The sequence below is a fragment of the Sphaerisporangium siamense genome, assembly GCF_014205275.1.
Classification (GTDB): domain Bacteria; phylum Actinomycetota; class Actinomycetes; order Streptosporangiales; family Streptosporangiaceae; genus Sphaerisporangium; species Sphaerisporangium siamense.
The window spans coordinates 2,686,068-2,704,121 of sequence record NZ_JACHND010000001.1 but is presented as its reverse complement, the minus strand read 5'-3'; the positions used below and the strand labels follow the sequence as shown (position 1 = coordinate 2,704,121).

Sequence of the window (18,054 nt, the reverse complement as noted above, 5' to 3'; positions counted from 1 at the left end):
CTTCACCGCCCGGTGACCCAGGCGTCGTGGAACAACGGCCAGGCGGAGGCGTCGAAGCCGACGTCGCGGGCGCGTTCCCGGACGGCGAGCTGGCGGCTCGCGACGAAGGCGGGCACCGAGTACGCCTCGGCGACGACCTTCCGCTGGACCTTGGCGTACAGGTCGGCGCGCGCCGCCCGGTCGGTGGTCGTGGCGGCCTGGTCGAGCCAGGCGTCGACCTCGCTGTCGTGTACCCGGGCGCCGTTGGCCCCGCCGTCGGCGAGCCGGCTCCCGGAGTGGAAGACGGCGCGCAGCAGGTCCGGCTCCGAGCCGCCCCAGGCGTAGGCGATGATGTCGTACTCGCCGCGGTTGCGGACGGGCGTGTAGGTGGCCGCGTCGAGGGGTTTGAGCGTCAGCTGCACGCCGACCTTGCGCAGCGCGTCCTGGACGGCGGTGTCGTAGGTGCGCCGCTCGGCCTTGGTGTAGGCGGGCACATAGAGCAGGGTGATGGCGAACCTCTTGCCGTCCTTGGTGCGGTAGCCGTCCGCGTCGCGCCCGGTCCAGCCGAGCCCGTCCAGCAGGCGGTCCGCCTCGCCCGGACGGTAGGGCCAGGTGTTCTCCAGGGTCGCGTCGTAGGCCGGTGTGGAAGGGCTGAGCGGGGACCAGGCCGGCCGGTACTGCCCCGCGAAGACGGCCTTGGTGATCAGGGCGGTGTCGATGGCGGCGCGGACGGCGAGCCGGGCCTCGCGCCGGTCGAACGGCGGCCGCTCGGTGTTGAGGTAGTACGAGTAGACCAGCCCCGGGGACTCCTGGCTCAGGACGCGCAGCCCCGGCCGGGCCGTCAGGGACCGCACCTGCCCGGCGGGCAGGAAGTCGGCGACGTCGCTCTGGCCGGAGCCGACGGCGCCGACCCGGGTGGCGTTCTCCGGCAGGAAGCCGATCACGAGCTTGTCGAGGTAGGCGGGGCCGCGGTGCCGGGCGGTGCCGGGAGCCCAGTTGTAGGCGGGGTTGCGGGTGAAGACGGCCTGCTGCCCCTTCACCCGGGAGGCCAGCAGGAAGGGCCCGCTGCCGACGTTCCGCGGCCCGCCCGCCGCCAGGTCGGCGGCGTGCTCGCGCAGCGCCTTGGGCGAGTAGATGCCGAGGTAGGTGGTGCTGAGAGCGTGCAGGAACGGCGCGTACGGCCGCTTGAGACGCACCGTCACGGTGTGCGGGTCCTCCACGTCGGCGCGCTCGTAGGGGGCGATGAGCACCGCCGCGTACTGGGACTTGGTGGCGGGCGCGACGACCCGGTCGAGGTTGGCCTTCACCGCGGCGGCGTCGAACGGGGTGCCGTCGGTGAACGTGACGTCCTCGCGCAGGCGGAAGGTGTACGACCGGCCGTCGGGCGAGATCTTCCACGAGGTGGCGAGCCAGGGCTTGAAGGAGCCGTCGCGGTCCTCCGCCACCAGGGAGTCCAGGACGTTGCGCATGATCACGCCGGTGATGTCGGCGGGGCTGACGTGCGGGTCGAACACGTCGGGTTCGATGTCGGTGGTGAAGGTCAGCGTGCCCCCCGCCCGGGGCGCGCCGCCGCCTGACCCGCTCGCCCCGGCGGTGGAGCAGGAGGCCAGGAGCACGCACACCGCCAGGGCGAGGATCGGGCCACGGAGTCGCACGGTCTTTTCCGTTCTCACTTGGATCTCACAGGGGGGAACTCTCACTGAGGGGGCGCGCACCGCCAGGCGCGCACGGTGATGGGGTAGACCTCGCCCTGCCGGGCCATGCGCCGTTCGGCGGCGGCGCCGACCGCGCGGAAGAACTCCTCCTGCCGGGAGGCGGGCGCCAGCCGGCTGAAGTAGGTGCCCCACGTGGAGGCGTGGAAGCGCCGCCACTCGTCCGCGTCCCTGGTGCGGACGGCGACCCGGCGCTCCTCGTGGCGTTCGACGGTGAACCTGCGGCTCAGCAGCTCGCGCACGGCGGTCGCGGACCTGGCGCGGGCGCCCATCGGGACGATCTCGCGCAGCGCCCCGGCGTCGAGGCCGAGCAGGTCCAGCGCCTCGGCGGCGAGGAGGTCCTCGCCGCCGAGGCCGTCCTCGCGCAGATCGGGATGGTGCGTGGTCAGCAGGAAGGCCCCGCCCGGCGTCAGGTGGCCGGCGATCCACGCCAGGGCCCGGTCCTCGTCCGGGTAGAGCCAGTGCAGCACCGAGCTCATGACGACCAGGTCGAACGCGCCGGACTCCCCGTCGAGGCGGCGCAGGTCCCCCTCCCGGATCGTCGCGCGCGTCCCCAGCCGGGCCCGCGCGTCCAGCACCCGTCCCGGCGCGCCGTCCACGCCCAGGGCGTATTCGATCCGCGGCCAGCGGCGCAGCGCCTGGTCGAGCAGCGCGCCGGTGCCGCAGCCGAGGTCGGCGATCCGGCGGGGCGCGGCGGGCGCGAGCGAGAGCAGCCAGTCGTGGTCGGCCGCCTGCCGGATGCCGCTCACCTCGTCGTACCCGGCCAGCGCCCGGGCCCGCGGCAGGGTCTCGGTCATGACGCCGTCCCGGGGGTCAGCGGCTCGGCGATGAGGGCCCGCAGCCGCGCCAGGGTCTCGCTCTGGTCGTGCCGGTGGAAGAGGTTGATCCGGTTGCGGGCCAGGTCGCCGCGGTGGACGTACTCGTACAGGTCCTGGCGCTGGCCGAAGCCGTCGGAGGTCAGCTCCCAGGCCAGGCGGAACAGCCGCGACTTGGCGGTGACGTCGATGTCCTTGCCGCGCATGTAGCGGTCGAGGAACGGGCGCAGCTCGGGGGCCCGCAGGTCGTTCTCCGAGGGCTGCATCAGGATGCCGGACTGGCCGATGCCCCGGACGATCCGCACGGCGCGGTCGGCCACCTGCGCCGCCCACACGGCCGCCGCCGGGGTGGGGCCCGGGGCCAGCAGGCCGCCGTCGGTGCGCCGGGCGGTGGCCTCGCCCGCGGCCAGGAAGTGGTCCAGCGTCTCGACGTACCCGGTCAGCTCGCCGAGGTCCTCCTGGATGTTGCGGAAGCCGGCCACGCCGATCGACTCGGCGAGCAGTGTGCCGACGGCGAGCAACGTGCGCAGCCGCTCGCGGTAGCGGACCTGGCCGACGTACTGGCTCCAGGCGTTGAGCCGGGCGAAGCCCTCCCGGGCGAGGCCGCCGTCGCCGAGCAGGAAGACCCGGTTCCACGGCACGTGCACGTCGTCGAAGAACAGCATCGAGTCCTGCTCGTCGAAGCGGGCCGCGAACGCGTGGGAGTGGCCGTAGGGCGCGGCCCCGAGCGGCTCCCGGCACAGGACGTGCAGTCCCTCCGTGTTGAGCGGGAGCGCGAACCAGACGACGAGCTCCTCCGCGCCGCGCCCGGCGAACGAGGGCGAGAGGTAGACCAGCACCTCGTGGGCGAAGGGGGCCAGCGTGGTGAGCTGCTTGGCCCCGCGCACGACGATGCCGTCCGCGTCCTGGCGCAGCACCCGCAGCGCGAGGTCCGGATCCTGGACGGGGTCGGAGCTGCGGTCGATCTGCGGGTCGCCGAGGGCGTGGGTGAGCACCAGGTCGCGCTCGGCCGCGAAGCGGTGGTAGGCCTCGGCGTTCGCGCCGAACTCCGGCCGCGCCCCGGCCAGCCGGTCGCGGAAGTCGCGCAGGCCGACGGCGACGGAGGCCATGAAGGCGGGCGACCGGCCGTGCTGGCCCCAGGATTCCCGCATCCAGACCTCGGCGGCGCTCCGCAGGGCGATGAGGTCCCCGGCGTCGCGCGGGAGGTGGTACCCGCGCCCGATCCGCAGCCCGCTCGCCGGGTCCTCCACGGTCAGCGTGTCCCGGTGGGCCGGGTCGTGCTGGAGGTCCAGCAGCCGGGCCAGCTCGTCGACGGCCGGGGCGAACGCGGGGTGCGCGGCGACGTCGGGGACGCGCCGCCCGTCCAGCCACACGCTGCGGCCGTCGGCCAGGCTCGCCCGGTACCGCTCCCCGTCCAGCGCCCCGAGCGGGGCGAGGGCGGAGGCCGGTGATGATGCCGTAACGGTCATGATGCTCTGCTCTCCCATGTGGGTCGCGGCTCGGCGGTCACCGTCCGGTAGCCGCTGTCGTGGTGAACCAGGGGCAGCCCGCCGTGGACCTGAACCGCCACGGCGCGGCCGACCAGGATGGTGTGGTCGCCGCCCGGCAGGGCCGCGACCAGCCGGCAGTCGAACCAGCTCAGGCAGTCCGCCAGGACCGGCGCGGACCCGGTCGCGCTCAGCAGCGGGCTCGGCGGCGGCCCGGCGCGCAGCGCCGCCGAGGTGGCGTAGTACTCCGCGACGCCGCGCTGGTCGTCGCGCAGCACGCTCACCCCGAGCGCCCCGGAGTCCCGCGCCAGGCCGATCAGCGGCGAGTCGTTGCCCACCGCCGCGCTGATCAGGGGCGGGTCGAGGGACAACGTGGTGAAGGCCGAGACGGTCTTGGCCAGGACCCGCTCGCGGTGGCGGGTGGCGACCACCGTCACCCCGCTCGGGAAGGTGCGCGCGGCGGCCTTGAACCCGCGGGCGTCGAGCGCTCCGGTCACCGCAGGCTCACCCGGTAGGAGGTGAGCCACCGGTCGAGGGTGAGGAGGAAGTCCAGCCCGCCGGTGGGGTGGGGCGCGGCGCGCGGCCCGGGCAGGATGGTGTCGTTGCGCACCCAGCGTGCGATCTTGGCGCGGTCGGCGAGCTGGAAGACCGGCGCGTCGCGCGAGAGCAGGTCGTCCACCTGGGCGCGCATCTCGGCGTAGAAGGCGGGCGAGGAGCTGGCGGGGTAGCCGCTCTTGGCGCGGCGGAGCACGCTCCGCGGGAGCAGGTCGGCCAGCGCGAGGCCGAGCAGGCCCTTGGGGGTGCCGCCCGCGGTCTTGAACCGCCAGGGGACGTTCCACAGGTACTCGATCAGACGGTGGTCGGCGAACGGGACGCGGACCTCCAGGCTCGCCGCCATGCTCATCCGGTCCGTGCGGTCGAGCAGCGCGGGCAGCCATCGGGTGAGCGCGAGGTAGGTGATCTCCCGGGCGCGCCGGTCCTCGGGGTCCTCTCCGGAGGCCCGCGGCACCTCCGCCAGCGCCTCGCGCAGCCGCTCCCGGGCGTACTCCTGGGGACGCACGGCCCTGGCGACGTCGGGGAGGAGCAGGTCGGCGGTGGCCGGGAGGCCGGGGGGCGCCCAGGGGAAGGACTCCAGCGGCGCGCCCGGGGCACTGGTGATGCCGCGGAAGAACGGGTACCCGCCGAAGATCTCGTCGGACACGTCGCCGGACAGGGCGACCGTGACGTGCTCGCGGACGCCGCGGGACAGCAGGTAGAGAGAGGTGTCGGGTTCACCCCAGCCGGGCCGGTCGCGGGCGGTCAGCCCGGCCCCGCCGTGCCGGAGCAGGCCGCCGCCGTCGACCAGCACGCCGATGTGCGCGGTGCCGAGCGCGGTCGCGACCTCGCGGGCGTAGGGCAGGTCGGCGGCGCGGTTCCACTGGCCGAGCCGCTGCGGTTCCTCGCTGGGCGGGAACTCCACGGAGAACGTCGGGAGCTTGTCAGGTGCCCCCGACTCCGTGACGGCCAGCGCGGTGAGGGCGCTGGAGTCCAGCCCGCCGGACAGCAGCATGCCGATCGGGACGTCGCTGACCAGTTGCCGCCGCACCGCGTCGGCGAGCAGGTCGCGCACGCGCCGGGCCGTGGCGTCGAGGTCGTCGGGATGGGGATGCGAGGAGAGCGTCCAGTACCGGGTGGTCCGGACGCCGGACCGGGAGAAGCGGACGACGTGGCCCGGCCGGAGCTGCTCCATCCCGCGGTAGACGGTGCGCCCGGGGGTGGGCGCGGTGGGCACGGCGAACAGTTCGGCGAGGCCCTCGGCGTCGACCTCGGCGCGCAGCGGGCCGGCCAGCAGCACCTTGGGTTCGGAGCCGAACAGCAGCCGGTCTCCGGCCACCGCGTAGTAGAGGGGTTTGACGCCCAGCCGGTCGCGGGCGAGCAGCAGTTCCTGGGTGCGCGCGTCCCAGATGGCGAAGGCGAACATGCCGTTCAGCCGTTCGACCGCCGCCTCGCCCCACTCCAGGTAGGCGCGCAGCACCACCTCGGTGTCGGATCGGGTGCCGAAGCCGTGGCCGCGCGCGGCGAGCTCGGCGCGCAGTTCGGTGAAGTTGTAGATCTCGCCGCCGTAGGTGATCACGACCTGGGTGCCGTCCGCCGCGTCGCCGACCGCCATCGGCTGGGCGCCGCCTTCGATGTCGATGACGGCGAGGCGGCGATGTCCGAACGCGGCGTGCCGGGACAGCCACACGTCCCCGCCGTCCGGGCCGCGGTGGATCATCGTGTCGGTCATGGCCCGGATGACGTTCTCCTCGGCCCGCAGGTCGCGGCCGTAGTCCACCCAGCCCGCTATGCCGCACATCAGTTCTCCCTGCCCGTCTCCCTGCCCGCCGCCTGGACCGGGCCGGCCGGCCGGGGAGCCGTCGCCTCCCAGCGGCAGCCGTGCTCCCCTTCTCCGCCGGTGAGCTCGAACGCCGGCGTGTAGCCCTTGGCGGCGATGTTGGAGCCGGCGGCGAGCGTGCAGTAGTCGCAGGGCCTGGCGAGGGTGAGCGGCACGCCCCGGGACCGGGCCCGCTCCCGGTAGTCCCAGATCGCGCAGTGCTCGATCCGCAGCGCGGCGTGGTCGGTCCCGGTTTCGAGCAGCGCGTAGTCCGAGCCGTACAGCTCGGCCTGGCGGGCCAGCCGGAGGATCGGGCCGAGCGCGCCGTCGTCGCCGTCCGGTTCCACGAGGCGGTGCACCTCGGCGCTCGCCTGCGCCCAGAGCCGCAGCTCCGCGTGGCCGTAGCGGGATACGAGGAACTGTTCCATGAGGGCCTGGGCGCGGAAGAAGACCCGCTGCCAGGCGACGGGGTCGCCGGTGTCGGGCTCCGGCAGGTCGGCGAAGATCCGGCTGCGGATCTGGATCCAGTCGGCCACGTCCTGGCCGCCATGCTCCCGGGATAGGTGGCGGGTCATGCCCGCCTCGGCCTCGAACAGGCGGCGCTGCCAGAGCGCCGCGCGTTCGGCCTGAGTCATGGTGATGATCGCATATTGCGCCATGACCGGGATCTTAGAAATTACCCAGAAACTATCACAATATAGTGCTTACAAGCTTGTATTGCCGATCATATTACTCCCACTAATAGCATTCGACGGCAATTCCGCGGCGACGCGCCGTGGTTTATCGTGTCCTCACACGAAAGGAGCGTTTTTGTTCGCGGAATTCGAATCCCGCACGGTGGACACCGGGCGGGTGCGGATCGCGGCCAGGATCGGCGGCTCCGGCCCGCCCTTGCTGCTGCTGCACGGATTTCCCCAGACGCACGCGATGTGGCACGCCGTCGCTCCGGCCCTGGCGGCGGACTTCACCGTCGTGGCGGCCGATCTGCGCGGATACGGCGACAGCGGAAAGCCGCCGGCGGCGGACGACCATTCCACCTACGCCAAGCGCGAGATGGCGCGCGATCAGGTGGCGCTGATGGAGCGGCTCGGATTCCGGCGGTTCCACCTCGCCGGCCACGACCGGGGCGGGCGCTGCGCCTACCGGCTGGCCCTCGACCACCCCGGCCGGGTGGACCGTCTCGCCGTGCTGGACATCGTCCCCACCCTCGACGCGCTCGACCACGTCGACGCCGACGCGGCCAGGCGGCTGTGGCGGTGGTTCCTCATGGCGCAGCCGAGCCCCCTCCCCGAGACGCTGATCGCGGCCGACCCCGAGGCGTTCCTCTTCGGCCCGCACGCCGGGCTCTTCACCCCGGAGGCGCTGGCCGAGTACCGCCGCTGCGCGCGCGACCCGCGGGCCGTGCACGCGATGTGCGAGGACTACCGGGCGATGTTCGGCCCCGATCGCGAGCACGACGCCGCCGACCGCGCCTCCGGCCGGCGGATCGCCTCCCCCGTCCTCGCCCTCTGGGGGAAGGCGTCGCACGTCGAGCGGGCGCACGACGTGCTCGCGACCTGGCGGCGCTGGGCGGACGACGTGCGGGGTCAGGCCGTGGCGTGCGGCCACTTCCTGGCGGAGGAGGCCTCGGAGGAGACGGCGGACCGGCTGCGCGCGTTCTTCACGGCGGGGTCCGGCATCGCCGCGAGGTGATCGCGGCGGCCCGGCCCCGGCCTGACGACCCCGGAGATGTCGGGCGCCGCGGGCCGCTCCCGGACCAGCTCGGCGATCAGCGCGCGGTCCCGCTCGTCCCGGGGGGCCTGCACGAGCACCAGCGCCTCGGGGTCGTCCACCGGCCGGAAGGAGGACAGCATGAGGTGCAGCCGGACGTGCCCGGCCGGCCGGATCTCGACGGCCCGCGAGGTGAGGTCGTCGATGCCCTGGCAGTCCCACCAGTCGCGGAACTTCGGGAAGTCGGCGCGCAGCGTCGCGTACAGCTCCCGGGTGCGCCGGTCCCCCGCGCGCCGGGCGGTCTGCCCGCGGAAGTACGCGAGCACGGCGCGGGCGAACTCCTCCCAGCCGACGACGCCGTCCCGCAGCGCCGGGTCGCCCAGCAGGCACCACATGTAGTTGCGCCGGCTCTCCGGGATCCGGGCGGGGTCGGAGAACACGGCGGCGTACGCGCGGTTCCACGCGGTGATGTCCAGGCGCGCGTCGAGCAGCAGGGCCGGGCTGTGCTCCCACAGGTCGAGCATCCGCTGGGTCCGCTCCGCCAGCTCGTGGTGGGGCATCTGCGCGGCGGGCGAGGGCAGCAGGCCGGCGAGGGTCAGCAGGTGCCGGTAGGCGACGTGGTCCAGACCCAGGGTGTGCGCGATCGAGTCCAGGACCTTCAGCGAGCACACCACCCGGCCCTGCTCCAGCCACGTGTACCAGGCGAGCCCAACCCCCGACAACGCGGCGACCTCCTCGCGCCGCAGGCCGGGGGTGCGCCGGCGCGCGGTGTGCGGCAACCCGACGTCCTGCGGCGTGCGGGCCTCGCGGTGGGCGCGCAGGAAGGCCCCCATCTCCTTGAGCTGTGGATTGCCGTCTGGAGTATCGGCGCTCAGATCGGTCATCGCAGACAATCCGCAACCTCCCCGACTAAACCTACCTCTTAAGTAGGGATACCTCTACAGTACCGTGATTCGGGAAGGACCGCGATCGCTTAAAGGTCAGGTGTCCCCGGGGAGCAGTTCCGCGAGCAACTCGGGCAACCGGCCGGGCCGCGCCGTGAGCTCGGGCACCTGGGCGACGTAGAGGAGCACCGTGGTCACCTCCGGACGCACGAACTCGGCGATCTGCTTCCGGCACGAGTCCGGGTCGCCGTGCAGCCACAACAGGTCCACCAGATCCTCCGGCAACGCCCGCTCCGCCCCGGCCCCGTCGCCGCGCGCGAAGTGCTCACGCGAGGCGCGCAGCCGGTCGCCGTGGCCCAGCCAGTCGTAGAGGGCGGCGTACGGCCGCTGGTTGAGTATCCAGCCCAGGAACCGGCGGCCCGCGCGGCGCGCGTACCCGGCGTCCGCGGTGGGACACACGAAGACCTTGACCACCGTCTCCTTGCCCGCCCGCGGACCGGCCCCCGCCTCGATCACCTTCGGCAGGTCGGCCGCGGTCAGGAGGTTGAGAATCGCCCCGTCGGCCTCCTCGTAGGCCAGGCGCAGCATCTTCGGACGCAGCGCGCCCACGATCACCTTCGCCCGGTCACCGGGCAGCACCCCCTTGAGCAGGCGCACCGTCTCGCGCACCCGGGTCAGCGGGCTCGTGTCGTACGGCAGGCCGTTGACGCCCGTCACGTGGGCCGGCACCGAGGCGCCCACGCCGAGCAGCACACCGCCCTCCGCCACCTGCGCCAGCGACAGCGCCGACTGCGCCAGCACCCCCGGCCCCCGGGTCTGCACCGGGACCACGCCGGTGCCGACCCGCAGCGCCGGCTGCCAGGCCGCGGCCATGGCCAGCGGGGTCAGCGCGTCCATGTCCCCGCCGCCCTCGCCGGTCCACACGTCGTCGTACCCGAGCTCGGGCAGCCGCGCGATGACGGGCGCGTTGCCGCGCATCGTCCCGCCGGGCAGCGGCAGGTTGACCCCCCAGCGCACCCTTCCGTCAGCCATGGACAGGCACCGCCTCGGCCCGCGGCGCGCGGACGCCGCGCAGGCGGCGGGCCGGCCGCTCCAGGCAGTAGTGGCTGAGCGCGGCGAGCGCCACCGAGCCGGCCACCGTGACGGGGAACAGCGTCGCGAAATCGGCGGTGCCGGCGGACCGGCCGGTGAGCCACATCACGGCCTCGACCACGATCATGTGCCAGAGGAAGACCCCGTAGGAGACCCTGCCGAGCCACGACGGGACCGGCCCGGCCAGCGGCCGCGCGGGACCGCGGCCGTCGGCGAACACCAGCGGCGCGATCAGGGCCACCGCGATGACCAGGTAGAGCGCGTGCTCGGCCAGGGCCTGGGCGACGGTGGGGTACTCGGCGGTCGTCCCGGTCAGCGGCGTCGAGACCAGCGCGTACGCCGCCAGCGCGACGCCCCAGCAGGCCCACGGCCTGCGCGCCGCCTGCCGGGCCGCCGCCGGCAGGAGGCCGGTGCGCTCGGCGCGCGCGGCGACCACGGCCAGCGCCATCCCGGCGGCGAAGTACCAGAGGTACTCGGGAAGCCACAGGGCGGGCAGCGGGTACGGCCCCGCCGCGGGAAGGTGGGTGGCCACGATCGAGACGACCGTCACCACGGCGAACACCGCAAAGGCGGCCCACGCCGCCGCGGGACGCCGCCGCAGCAGCGGGTGCAGGGCCAGCGCCAGCAGCGGCAGGACGGCGTAGAACGCGACCTCGGTGGCGAGGCTCCACGTCTGGGGGATCCCGGTGGGGATCGGGTCCTTGCCGTAGATGTGCAGGAGCAGCAGCGTGCGCGCGACCTGCCACGGCTCGCCGAGCGACGGCCGCCCGAACAGCAGCAGCGCCGTCAGGGCGGCGGCCCAGTACGCGGGCAGGATGCGCAGCGCCCGGTGCCACAGGTAGCGGCCCGCACGGGGCGGCCGGCCGCCGTCCAGCGCCGCGTTGGCGTACGGCCGGTAGAGCAGCAGCCCGGACAGGACGAAGAAGATCGGCACGCCGACGGTGAGCCGGGACAGCACGGGGCCGAGCGGGCCCGGCTCGCCGATGCCGAGCCAGCTCGACGCGACCTGGCCGGAGTAGATGCCGACGTGCAGGCCGATCACGCACAGCGCCGCGACCGCGCGCATCCCGTCGAGCGCGTCGGCGTGCGTGCGGGTGGTGTCGATGGGCACGGGTCAGCTCTCCACTCGCGCGGCGTCCGCCCGCGCCGCGGGGGCGGCGAGCCCGCGGACCCTGGCGACCAGGGGCACCGCGGCCAGCGCGGCCAGCACGGCCAGACCGGCGCCGACGACGGCGGCCCCGGTGTCGACGCTCGGGAACAGCCCGGCGAGCGCGACGCCCGCGGCGGCCCCGGCGTAGAGCATCGCGCTGTTCCACGAGCTGGACGTCGCGCCGAGCTCCGGGCGTACGCCGAGCAGGAGCGTCTGCACCACGGTGCCGAACCCGCCGCTGGCGACGAACCAGACGAACACCGCGGCCGCGCTGACCCACAGGGGCGCGCCGAGCACGGCGAGCGCGGCGGACACGGCGAGTACCAGGCACCAGCCGGGCACCCAGGGCAGGTCGTCCCGGCCCCGGCCCCTGGCCCGGTCGCCGACGCGCCCGGCGGCCAGCGCGCCGGCCGCGCCGCCCACGCCGACCAGGATGCCGAGCAGGCCGAGCGCGTCCACCGACAGGCCGAAGCGGTCGTGGAGCACCGCGCCGAGGAAGGTGTACGCGCCCAGGTTGGCGGCCTGGAGCAGGAAGACGACGATCAGGACGTGCCGCAGCGTGCCGTCCCGCCAGACCGTGAAGACCCCGGAGAGCCCCGGCGCCGCCGCCGGATGCGTGGCGCGGGCGCCACGGGTCTGCTGGACGGCCAGCGCGAGCGCGGCGAGCGACAGCGCGGCGAGCGCCCAGAACGGGGCCCGCCAGCCGCCGAGCCCGGCCAGCCCGCTGCCCACCGGGACGCCGACGACCTGACCCGCGGAGAACAGCGCCATGCCGAGGGCGACGGCCCGCCCGCGCACCGACTCGGCCGCGGTCTCGGCGAGGTAGGCCCAGATCGACGGCCCGGCCAGCGCCGCGCCGAGCGCGCCGAGCACCCGGGCCGCGATCAGCACCCCGAGCCCGCCCGCGACCGCGGCCAGCACGTTGCCCAGCAGGAACAGCACGGTGCCCGCGACGATCATCGGCCGCCGCCCGTACCGGTCGGACGCCGCGCCGAGGAACGGCGCCGTCACCGCGTAGGCGAGCGTGTAGGCCGTCACGGTGCCGGCCGTGGCGGTCTCGGATACCCCGATGTCCGCCGCGATCGTCGGCAGCAGCGGAGACACGAGGAACGTCTCGGTGCCGATCAGGAAGAGGAGGAGGTAGACCCCGAGGTACCTGGACACGTGAAGCCTCTCACTCGACGGTCACTTGACGGGCAGGGAAGCGAGGCGGGCGTCGCGCACGGCCGGCAGGAACCGGGAGGCGAAGACCTGGTGGCCCGCGGGCGACAGGTGGAGCCGGTCCCTGCCGACCGGCTCCACCAGCAGGTGGGCCTCGTCGGGGCCGAACAGCTCCAGGCCGTCGACGTAGGACAGGTGCTCGTCGCCGTGGCCGCGCAGCAGTTCCACGCCCCGCTGGACGCACGCCCGGACCTCGCGCAGGGTGAGTCCCGCGGGTCCCGGCACGGTCTCGCGGTCGGGCGCGACGATGGTGGAGAGCACCGTGAACGGCGTCAGCGGGTGCTTCTCGCGGATCGTCCTGACGAACCCCACGAGCGCGGCGACCAGCGCGTCGGCGGTGAAGGTGCCGAGCGCCTGGATGTTGATGCCGACGCAGGCGGTGATGAGGTCGGCGGGCAGGTCCCGTATCAGCCGGGCCATCATGGGCTGCAGGTTGCAGGCGGCGCCCAGCGCGAGCAGGGTGAGATCCCATTCGGCCTCCCGCGCGACCACCGCCGGCCAGGCCGAGGCCGGGGACGCCGCGCCCTGCCCCTGGGAGATCGAGCTGCCGTAGTGCACCCAGCGCGGCCGGGTGCGGTCGTCGCGGGCGATGGCGGCGCCCTCGTCCAGGGTGAGGCCGATGAGCCGGAACTGGTGGTGGGTCGGCAGCCAGAGCTCGACCGTGGCCATGCGCCCCGGCAGCCCGGGCAGGTGGGCGACGGCGTCGCGGCCGTCGGCGTCCAGCCGCACGCCGCCGACCGGCACGCCGTCGCACACCAGGTCGAGCCGGGGCGGCCCCGTGGCGCCCCCGAGCGGCGGCGAGGGGTCGGCCTGGTAGTGGCAGGTCAGGGTGGCGCTGTCGGTGCGCAGCGCGACCCTGACTCCCGCGGGCATCGCGGCGCGCCCGATTCCGCCCTCGGGAAGGTAGAGGGCCGCCTCCTCGTGCGGGATGCGCCAGGGCGCCGTCCAGAAGGGACCGTGCTGGAGGGAGACCGCCCCGTCATAGCGGAGGCGGACGTCGGAGGAGCTCACGAACACCGGACCATGGTGACCGCCGCCGCCACGGGCAACCAGTCATGGCGGATGGTGTTAGTCACGGTCACAGGCCGGGACCGCCACGGGGCGAGGGGTCAGGTGCCTCCGCGCTCGGCGGCGGCCTGGACGTCCGCCTCGGTCGCGGCCTGGGCGCTCGCCTCGGCGGCGAGCTGCGCCGCCTCCTGGTGGCCGGCGACGATGTGGCGGACGGCCTCGTCGGGGTCGTCGGTGACGTGGATGAGCTTGGGGTCGTCGGCCGAGATCTTGCCGGTGGACAGGAGCGTCCCGTTGATCCAGTCCATCAGGCCGCCCCAGTACTCGGTGCCCATGAGCACGACGGGGAACTTGGTGATCTTCCTCGTCTGGACGAGCGTGAGGGCCTCGAACAGCTCGTCGAGGGTGCCGAAGCCGCCCGGCAGCACCACGAACGCCTCGGAGTACTTCACGAACATGGTCTTGCGGACGAAGAAGTAGCGGAACTCGATGCCGAGGTCGACGTAGTCGTTCAGCTTCTGCTCGAACGGCAGCTCGATACCGAGCCCCACCGAGATGCCGCCGGCCTCGCGGGCGCCCTTGTTGGCGGCCTCCATACAGCCGGGGCCGCCGCCGGTGATGACGGCGTACCCGGCCCTGGCCAGGGTCTTGCCGAGCCGTTCGCCGAGCTCGTAGTCGGGGTCGTCCCCAGGGGTGCGGGCCGAGCCGAAGACGGTGACGGCGCGGGGCAGGTCGGCGAGCTGCCCGAAGCCCTCCACGAACTCGGCCTGGATGCGGAGCACACGCCAGGGGTCCATGTGCAGCCACTCGGAGGATCCGCGCCGGTCCAGGAGCCGTTCGTCGTAGGTGGTGCGGGGGACCATCTTGCCCCGGACGAGAGAGGGGCCCTGGCGGCGCTCCTCACGTGAAGTACGTTCCATGCGGCCACGCTAACCGCCCGGAAGTCCCCGTATGACCTCTCCGATCCGGGCGCTGCGCGCCGGGCCCGAAGAATCTTGGAAAATCTGTCCGGACCAGCGGAACCGTTTCTCCGCGAGGCGCCGTCTAAGAGACGAGGGTGCTGCTCGGGACTGAAAGTGGCTTTCCCCGCCAAATGGCCGGCGAGGAAAGCCACTTTCTTTTGTGCCGGACGGCCCGGGCGCGCCGCGCGACGCTCAGGGCGCGCCCAGCCAGGCCAGCATGTTGCGCTCGCACGCGGCGATCGCGTCCAGCGCGACGTGCTCGTCCGCCTGGTGGGCGAGGTTCGGGTCGCCGGGCCCGTAGTTGACGGCGGGCACGCCGAGCCGGGCGAACAGCGAGACGTCGGTCCAGCCGAGCTTGGCGCGCGGCGTGCCGCCGACCGCGCGGGCGAACGCGGCGGCCACCGGGTGGGTGAGCCCGGGGCGCGCGCCGGGGGCCCCGTCGGTGAACCGCACCTCGTACCCGTCGAAGACCTCGCGGACGTGCCCCTGCGCCTCCTCCAGCGAGCGGTCCGGCGCGAAGCGGTAGTTGACGGTGACCACGCACTCGTCGGGGATCACGTTGCCCGCGACGCCGCCCGCGACGCCCACGGCGTTCAGGCCCTCGTGGTAGGCGAGGCCGTCCACCACGGGCTCGCGCGCCTGGTAGGCGTTGAGCCGCTCCAGGACGGGCGCCGCGCCGTGGATCGCGTTCACGCCGTACCAGGAGCGCGCGCTGTGCGAGCGCTTGCCGCGGGTGACCACCTCGGCGCGCAGCGTGCCCTGGCAGCCGCCCTCGATCTCGCCGCCGGTGGGCTCCATGAGCACCGCGAAGTCGCCGGCGAGGAGCTCGGGGCGGGTGCGGGCGAGCCTGCCGAGCCCGTTGCGCGCCGCCTCGATCTCCTCGCAGTCGTAGAACACGTAGGTGACGTCCCTGGACGGGGACGGCAGCGCGGCGGCGAGCTTGAGCGCCACCGCCACGCCGCTCTTCATGTCCGAGGTGCCGCAGCCGTACAGCAGGCCGCCCTGGACGCGTGAGGGCAGGTTGCCGGCGAGCGGCACCGTGTCGATGTGCCCGGCGACGACCACCCGCTCGGCGCGCCCGAGCCCGGTGCGCGCGACGACGGCCTCGCCGTCGCGGACGACGGTGAGGTGGGCGAGCGGCGCCAGGGCGGCCTCGATCGCGTCGGCCAGGGCCTTCTCGCCGCCGCTGACCGACTCGGCGTCCACCAGCGCGGCGGTCAGCACGCCCACGTCGCCGGTCAGGTCCAGCGGCCGGGTCTCGGGCATCAGGCGTTGACGCCGTGCTGCCGCAGCACGTCGTTCAGCTCGGCCTTGTCGTGGCGCTGCCCGGGCTCCAGGCGCTTGAGGACGAGCACGCACGGCAGGCCGAAGCTGCCGCCGGGGAACTCCTTGGCGCGGGTGCCGCCCACGGCCACGCACCAGTCCGGGACGCGGCCACGGCTGATCTCCTCGCCGGTCTCGACGTCGATGACCGGCATCGAGGCCGACAGGATGGTGCCCGCGCCGATGACCGAGCCCTGGCCGACCCGCGCGCCCTCGACGATCATCGAGCGGCTGCCGATCAGCGCGTCGTCCTCGATGATCACCGGCACGGCGTTCGGGGGTTCGAGGACCCCGCCGATGCCGACGCCGCCCGACAGGTGGACGTTGCGGCCGATCTGGGCGCAGGACCCGACCGTGGCCCAGGTGTCCACCATGGTGCCGCTGTCCACGTAGGCGCCGATGTTGGTGTACGAGGGCATCAGGACGACCCCGGGGGCCAGGTAGGCGCCCCAGCGGGCGATGGCGCCGGGGACCACGCGCACACCGTCCAGAGTGGTCTTCAACGGGATGCGGTCGTTGTGGTGAAAGTCGCCGACCTCGCTCTTGACCATGCCGAGCACGCGGAAGCTCAGCAGGATGGCGCGCTTGGCGCGCTCGTCCACGACCACATCACCGGAGGCGGGGTCCACGAAGGCCACGCGGGCCTTGCCGGTGTCCAGCATGTCCACCGCGCCGACGATCACGCCGCGCGCCTCGGCGTCGTCGGGCGACAGGCTCGCGCGGTCCTCCCACAGCTCGTCGACGGCGGCGGGCAACGGGCTCTCGAACGTCTCACTCATGTCTCGCGAGCTTAGTGCCGCCCCGGGGACTCGGCGGGACCGGTAGGTTCTTGTCGTGGCACGGCGATTCTCACGGGCGGTCCTGACCATCATCGTCATCGTCGTCGTGCTGATCGCGGCGCTCTTCTACGGCGTCTATCACCTGCTCAACCGGGCCAAGCCGTTCGCGCTCGGCGAGCACTGCCAGGTGAAGGCCGCCTCCGGCACCCTCGACCTCGAGATCGAGCAGGCGCAGATCGCCGCCACGATCGCCGCGGTCGCCACGCGCCGCAAACTGCCCGAGCGCGCGCTAGAGATCGCCTACGTGACCGCCATCCAGGAGTCCAAGCTGCTGAACCTGCCGTTCGGCGACCGCGACTCGGTGGGGGTGTTCCAGCAGCGGCCCTCGCAGGGCTGGGGCACGGTCAAGCAGCTCCAGGACCCGGTGTACGCCACGCAGAAGTTCTTCGGCGCGCTGGTCAAGGTCAAGCGGTACGAGAAGCTGCCGCTGCACGAGGCGGCGCAGGCGGTGCAGCGGTCGGCCGACGGCTCGGCGTACGCCCAGCACGAGGAGGACGCCAAGATCCTCGCGGCGGCGTTCACCGGGCGGGTGCCCAAGGGCGTCCACTGCTGGTACCCCGTGTCCGAGACTCCGGCGCCGCCGAAGACCTCCCAGGCCCGCAAGGAGCTGACCAGGGCGCTCGGCGACCTCGGCGGCTCCACCGGCGACGGCGGCAGGATCACCGCGCCGTCCGCGCGCCGGGGCTGGCAGATCGCCGCCTGGTCGGTGGCCCACGCCCGCGAGTACGGCCTGCGCCAGGTGAGCTACGCCGGGGTCACCTGGCGGTCGGCGTCGGGCCACGACGGCTGGCTCGCCGACGGCAAGGCCGCCGCCGGCCGGGTGGAGCTGGCCTGAGCCGCCTCCAGACGGCTCAGAGCGTGCGTTCGACGGTGAGGGAACCCGGGGACAGCGGCTGGGCGTAGGCGGCCGTCCAGGACTGCCCCTGGACGCGGCTGAAGCTCAGCAGGCGGCCGTCCTGGGCGCGGTAGTCGGCGAAGTCGACGAGCCCGCGGTCGGGGTAGCCCGTCATGCCCTCGGAGCGGAAGGCGGCGGTCCCGCGCTCGATCGGGGAGAACTCCACGCCCTCCATGATCAGCATGCTCTTGGCCGGGACCATGCCCTGCGTGGGCACCGGGGTCCAGAGATAGACCTCCAGGTGGGGCGGGTCGTCCGGGGTGGCGCCGTCGCGCTCCTCGACCGAGAGCCACTGGTAGTGGCGCACCCCCTCCTCCAGGAGGTATTCGGTCCACTGGTCGCCCTGCCACGACAGGTGGAGTGCGCCGAGCACGCGGGCGCGCACCCCCTGACGGTCGACCGTGTCCCCCACCTTGATCGTGCGCGGGTCGAGGAACCCGGCGTCCACCATGAAGGATCGGCCGGGCGAGGGGTGCGACGACATGGGCTCGGGAGCCGGCTCAGGGTTCCTGGAGGCCGGGCGAGCCGTCCTTTCGAGCCGCCGCGTCCCGAGGAAGACCCCCACGACGACGACGATCATGATGGCTGCGCTCACTGAGAGCACGACCACAACGGTCATGGCGC

Annotated in this window: 17 protein-coding genes; 2 read left to right on the top strand and 15 right to left on the bottom strand. The window is 73.9% G+C overall.

Going from position 1 to position 18,054, the window contains the following annotated elements; genetic code table 11:
- Positions 1-2 precede the first annotated feature (2 nt).
- The 6 genes from BJ982_RS12565 to BJ982_RS12540 are packed head-to-tail and all read right to left on the bottom strand — an operon-like array spanning position 3 to position 7,005.
- The gene (locus tag BJ982_RS12565; protein ID WP_203959174.1) at positions 3-1,634 is read right to left on the bottom strand and encodes an ABC transporter substrate-binding protein; all 1,632 of its coding nucleotides are present in this window, start codon (positions 1,632-1,634) and stop codon (positions 3-5) included.
- Positions 1,635-1,675: 41 nt separating this feature from the next.
- Positions 1,676-2,488, bottom strand: a complete 813-nt coding sequence (locus tag BJ982_RS12560) for a class I SAM-dependent methyltransferase (RefSeq protein WP_184879777.1) — start codon at positions 2,486-2,488, stop codon at positions 1,676-1,678.
- Positions 2,485-3,975, bottom strand: coding sequence for a 4-hydroxyphenylacetate 3-hydroxylase family protein (locus BJ982_RS12555; protein WP_184879775.1), 1,491 nt, complete (start codon positions 3,973-3,975; stop codon positions 2,485-2,487). Before BJ982_RS12555 ends, BJ982_RS12560 begins: the two co-directional genes overlap by 4 nt.
- The gene (locus tag BJ982_RS12550; RefSeq protein ID WP_184879773.1) at positions 3,972-4,490 is read right to left on the bottom strand and encodes a flavin reductase family protein; all 519 of its coding nucleotides are present in this window, start codon (positions 4,488-4,490) and stop codon (positions 3,972-3,974) included. The genes BJ982_RS12555 and BJ982_RS12550 overlap by 4 nt, the downstream gene beginning before the upstream one ends.
- The gene (gene asnB, locus BJ982_RS12545; RefSeq protein ID WP_184879771.1) at positions 4,487-6,328 is read right to left on the bottom strand and encodes an asparagine synthase (glutamine-hydrolyzing); all 1,842 of its coding nucleotides are present in this window, start codon (positions 6,326-6,328) and stop codon (positions 4,487-4,489) included. Before asnB ends, BJ982_RS12550 begins: the two co-directional genes overlap by 4 nt.
- On the bottom strand, positions 6,328-7,005 hold the full coding sequence (locus BJ982_RS12540; protein WP_184889969.1) for a hypothetical protein: 678 nt from the start codon (positions 7,003-7,005) through the stop codon (positions 6,328-6,330). The genes asnB and BJ982_RS12540 overlap by 1 nt, the downstream gene beginning before the upstream one ends.
- 151 nt (positions 7,006-7,156) lie before the next feature.
- On the opposite strand from BJ982_RS12540, the gene BJ982_RS12535 reads away from it, so the two are divergent.
- Complete coding sequence (locus BJ982_RS12535; protein WP_239123077.1) at positions 7,157-8,038, top strand: alpha/beta fold hydrolase; 882 nt, start codon at positions 7,157-7,159, stop codon at positions 8,036-8,038.
- Here BJ982_RS12535 and BJ982_RS12530 read toward each other — a convergent pair.
- From BJ982_RS12530 to BJ982_RS12495, 8 genes are all read right to left on the bottom strand, one after another.
- Positions 7,933-8,940: a helix-turn-helix domain-containing protein gene (locus BJ982_RS12530; RefSeq protein ID WP_184879769.1), complete on the bottom strand. Its 1,008-nt coding sequence runs from the start codon at positions 8,938-8,940 to the stop codon at positions 7,933-7,935. The genes BJ982_RS12535 and BJ982_RS12530 overlap by 106 nt on opposite strands.
- Positions 8,941-9,036: 96 nt before the next feature.
- Positions 9,037-9,972 carry an LLM class flavin-dependent oxidoreductase gene (locus BJ982_RS12525; RefSeq protein WP_184879768.1) on the bottom strand — a complete coding sequence of 312 codons (936 nt, stop codon included), beginning with the start codon at positions 9,970-9,972 and terminating at the stop codon, positions 9,037-9,039.
- Positions 9,965-11,143 carry an acyltransferase family protein gene (locus tag BJ982_RS12520; RefSeq protein WP_184879766.1) on the bottom strand — a complete coding sequence of 393 codons (1,179 nt, stop codon included), beginning with the start codon at positions 11,141-11,143 and terminating at the stop codon, positions 9,965-9,967. Before BJ982_RS12520 ends, BJ982_RS12525 begins: the two co-directional genes overlap by 8 nt.
- A gap of 3 nt (positions 11,144-11,146) precedes the next feature.
- Entirely contained in the window at positions 11,147-12,346 is a 1,200-nt protein-coding gene (locus BJ982_RS12515; RefSeq protein ID WP_184879763.1) for an MFS transporter, read from the bottom strand.
- Positions 12,347-12,367: 21 nt separating this feature from the next.
- The gene (locus BJ982_RS12510; protein ID WP_184879761.1) at positions 12,368-13,420 is read right to left on the bottom strand and encodes a GDSL-type esterase/lipase family protein; all 1,053 of its coding nucleotides are present in this window, start codon (positions 13,418-13,420) and stop codon (positions 12,368-12,370) included.
- A 92-nt stretch (positions 13,421-13,512) separates the two neighbouring features.
- Positions 13,513-14,331: an LOG family protein gene (locus BJ982_RS12505; protein WP_184879759.1), complete on the bottom strand. Its 819-nt coding sequence runs from the start codon at positions 14,329-14,331 to the stop codon at positions 13,513-13,515.
- Between the two features lie 234 nt (positions 14,332-14,565).
- A complete protein-coding gene (dapE, locus tag BJ982_RS12500) occupies positions 14,566-15,639 on the bottom strand; it encodes a succinyl-diaminopimelate desuccinylase (RefSeq protein WP_184879757.1) in 1,074 nt (357 codons plus the stop codon).
- The gene (locus BJ982_RS12495; RefSeq protein ID WP_184879755.1) at positions 15,639-16,475 is read right to left on the bottom strand and encodes a 2,3,4,5-tetrahydropyridine-2,6-dicarboxylate N-succinyltransferase; all 837 of its coding nucleotides are present in this window, start codon (positions 16,473-16,475) and stop codon (positions 15,639-15,641) included. Before BJ982_RS12495 ends, dapE begins: the two co-directional genes overlap by 1 nt.
- 55 nt (positions 16,476-16,530) lie before the next feature.
- Between BJ982_RS12495 and BJ982_RS12490 the strand changes: the two genes are divergently transcribed.
- Entirely contained in the window at positions 16,531-17,370 is an 840-nt protein-coding gene (locus BJ982_RS12490) for a hypothetical protein (protein ID WP_203959175.1), read from the top strand.
- Positions 17,371-17,386: 16 nt separating this feature from the next.
- On the opposite strand, the gene BJ982_RS12485 is transcribed toward BJ982_RS12490, so the two are convergent.
- Entirely contained in the window at positions 17,387-18,049 is a 663-nt protein-coding gene (locus BJ982_RS12485; protein WP_184879753.1) for a DUF4178 domain-containing protein, read from the bottom strand.
- Positions 18,050-18,054: the final 5 nt, after the last annotated feature.

Excerpts from the sequence above, each read along its gene's own strand:
- BJ982_RS12495 (WP_184879755.1), bottom strand. The coding sequence starts at position 16,475 with ATGAGTGAGACGTTCGAGAGCCCGTTGCCCGCCGCCGTCGACGAGCTG.
- BJ982_RS12485 (WP_184879753.1), bottom strand. The coding sequence starts at position 18,049 with ATGACCGTTGTGGTCGTGCTCTCAGTGAGCGCAGCCATCATGATCGTC.
- BJ982_RS12560 (WP_184879777.1), bottom strand. The coding sequence starts at position 2,488 with ATGACCGAGACCCTGCCGCGGGCCCGGGCGCTGGCCGGGTACGACGAG.
- BJ982_RS12555 (WP_184879775.1), bottom strand. The coding sequence starts at position 3,975 with ATGACCGTTACGGCATCATCACCGGCCTCCGCCCTCGCCCCGCTCGGG.
- BJ982_RS12530 (WP_184879769.1), bottom strand. The coding sequence starts at position 8,940 with ATGACCGATCTGAGCGCCGATACTCCAGACGGCAATCCACAGCTCAAG.
- BJ982_RS12540 (WP_184889969.1), bottom strand. The coding sequence starts at position 7,005 with ATGGCGCAATATGCGATCATCACCATGACTCAGGCCGAACGCGCGGCG.
- BJ982_RS12525 (WP_184879768.1), bottom strand. The coding sequence starts at position 9,972 with ATGGCTGACGGAAGGGTGCGCTGGGGGGTCAACCTGCCGCTGCCCGGC.
- dapE (WP_184879757.1), bottom strand. The coding sequence starts at position 15,639 with ATGCCCGAGACCCGGCCGCTGGACCTGACCGGCGACGTGGGCGTGCTG.
- asnB (WP_184879771.1), bottom strand. The coding sequence starts at position 6,328 with ATGTGCGGCATAGCGGGCTGGGTGGACTACGGCCGCGACCTGCGGGCC.
- BJ982_RS12505 (WP_184879759.1), bottom strand. The coding sequence starts at position 14,331 with ATGGAACGTACTTCACGTGAGGAGCGCCGCCAGGGCCCCTCTCTCGTC.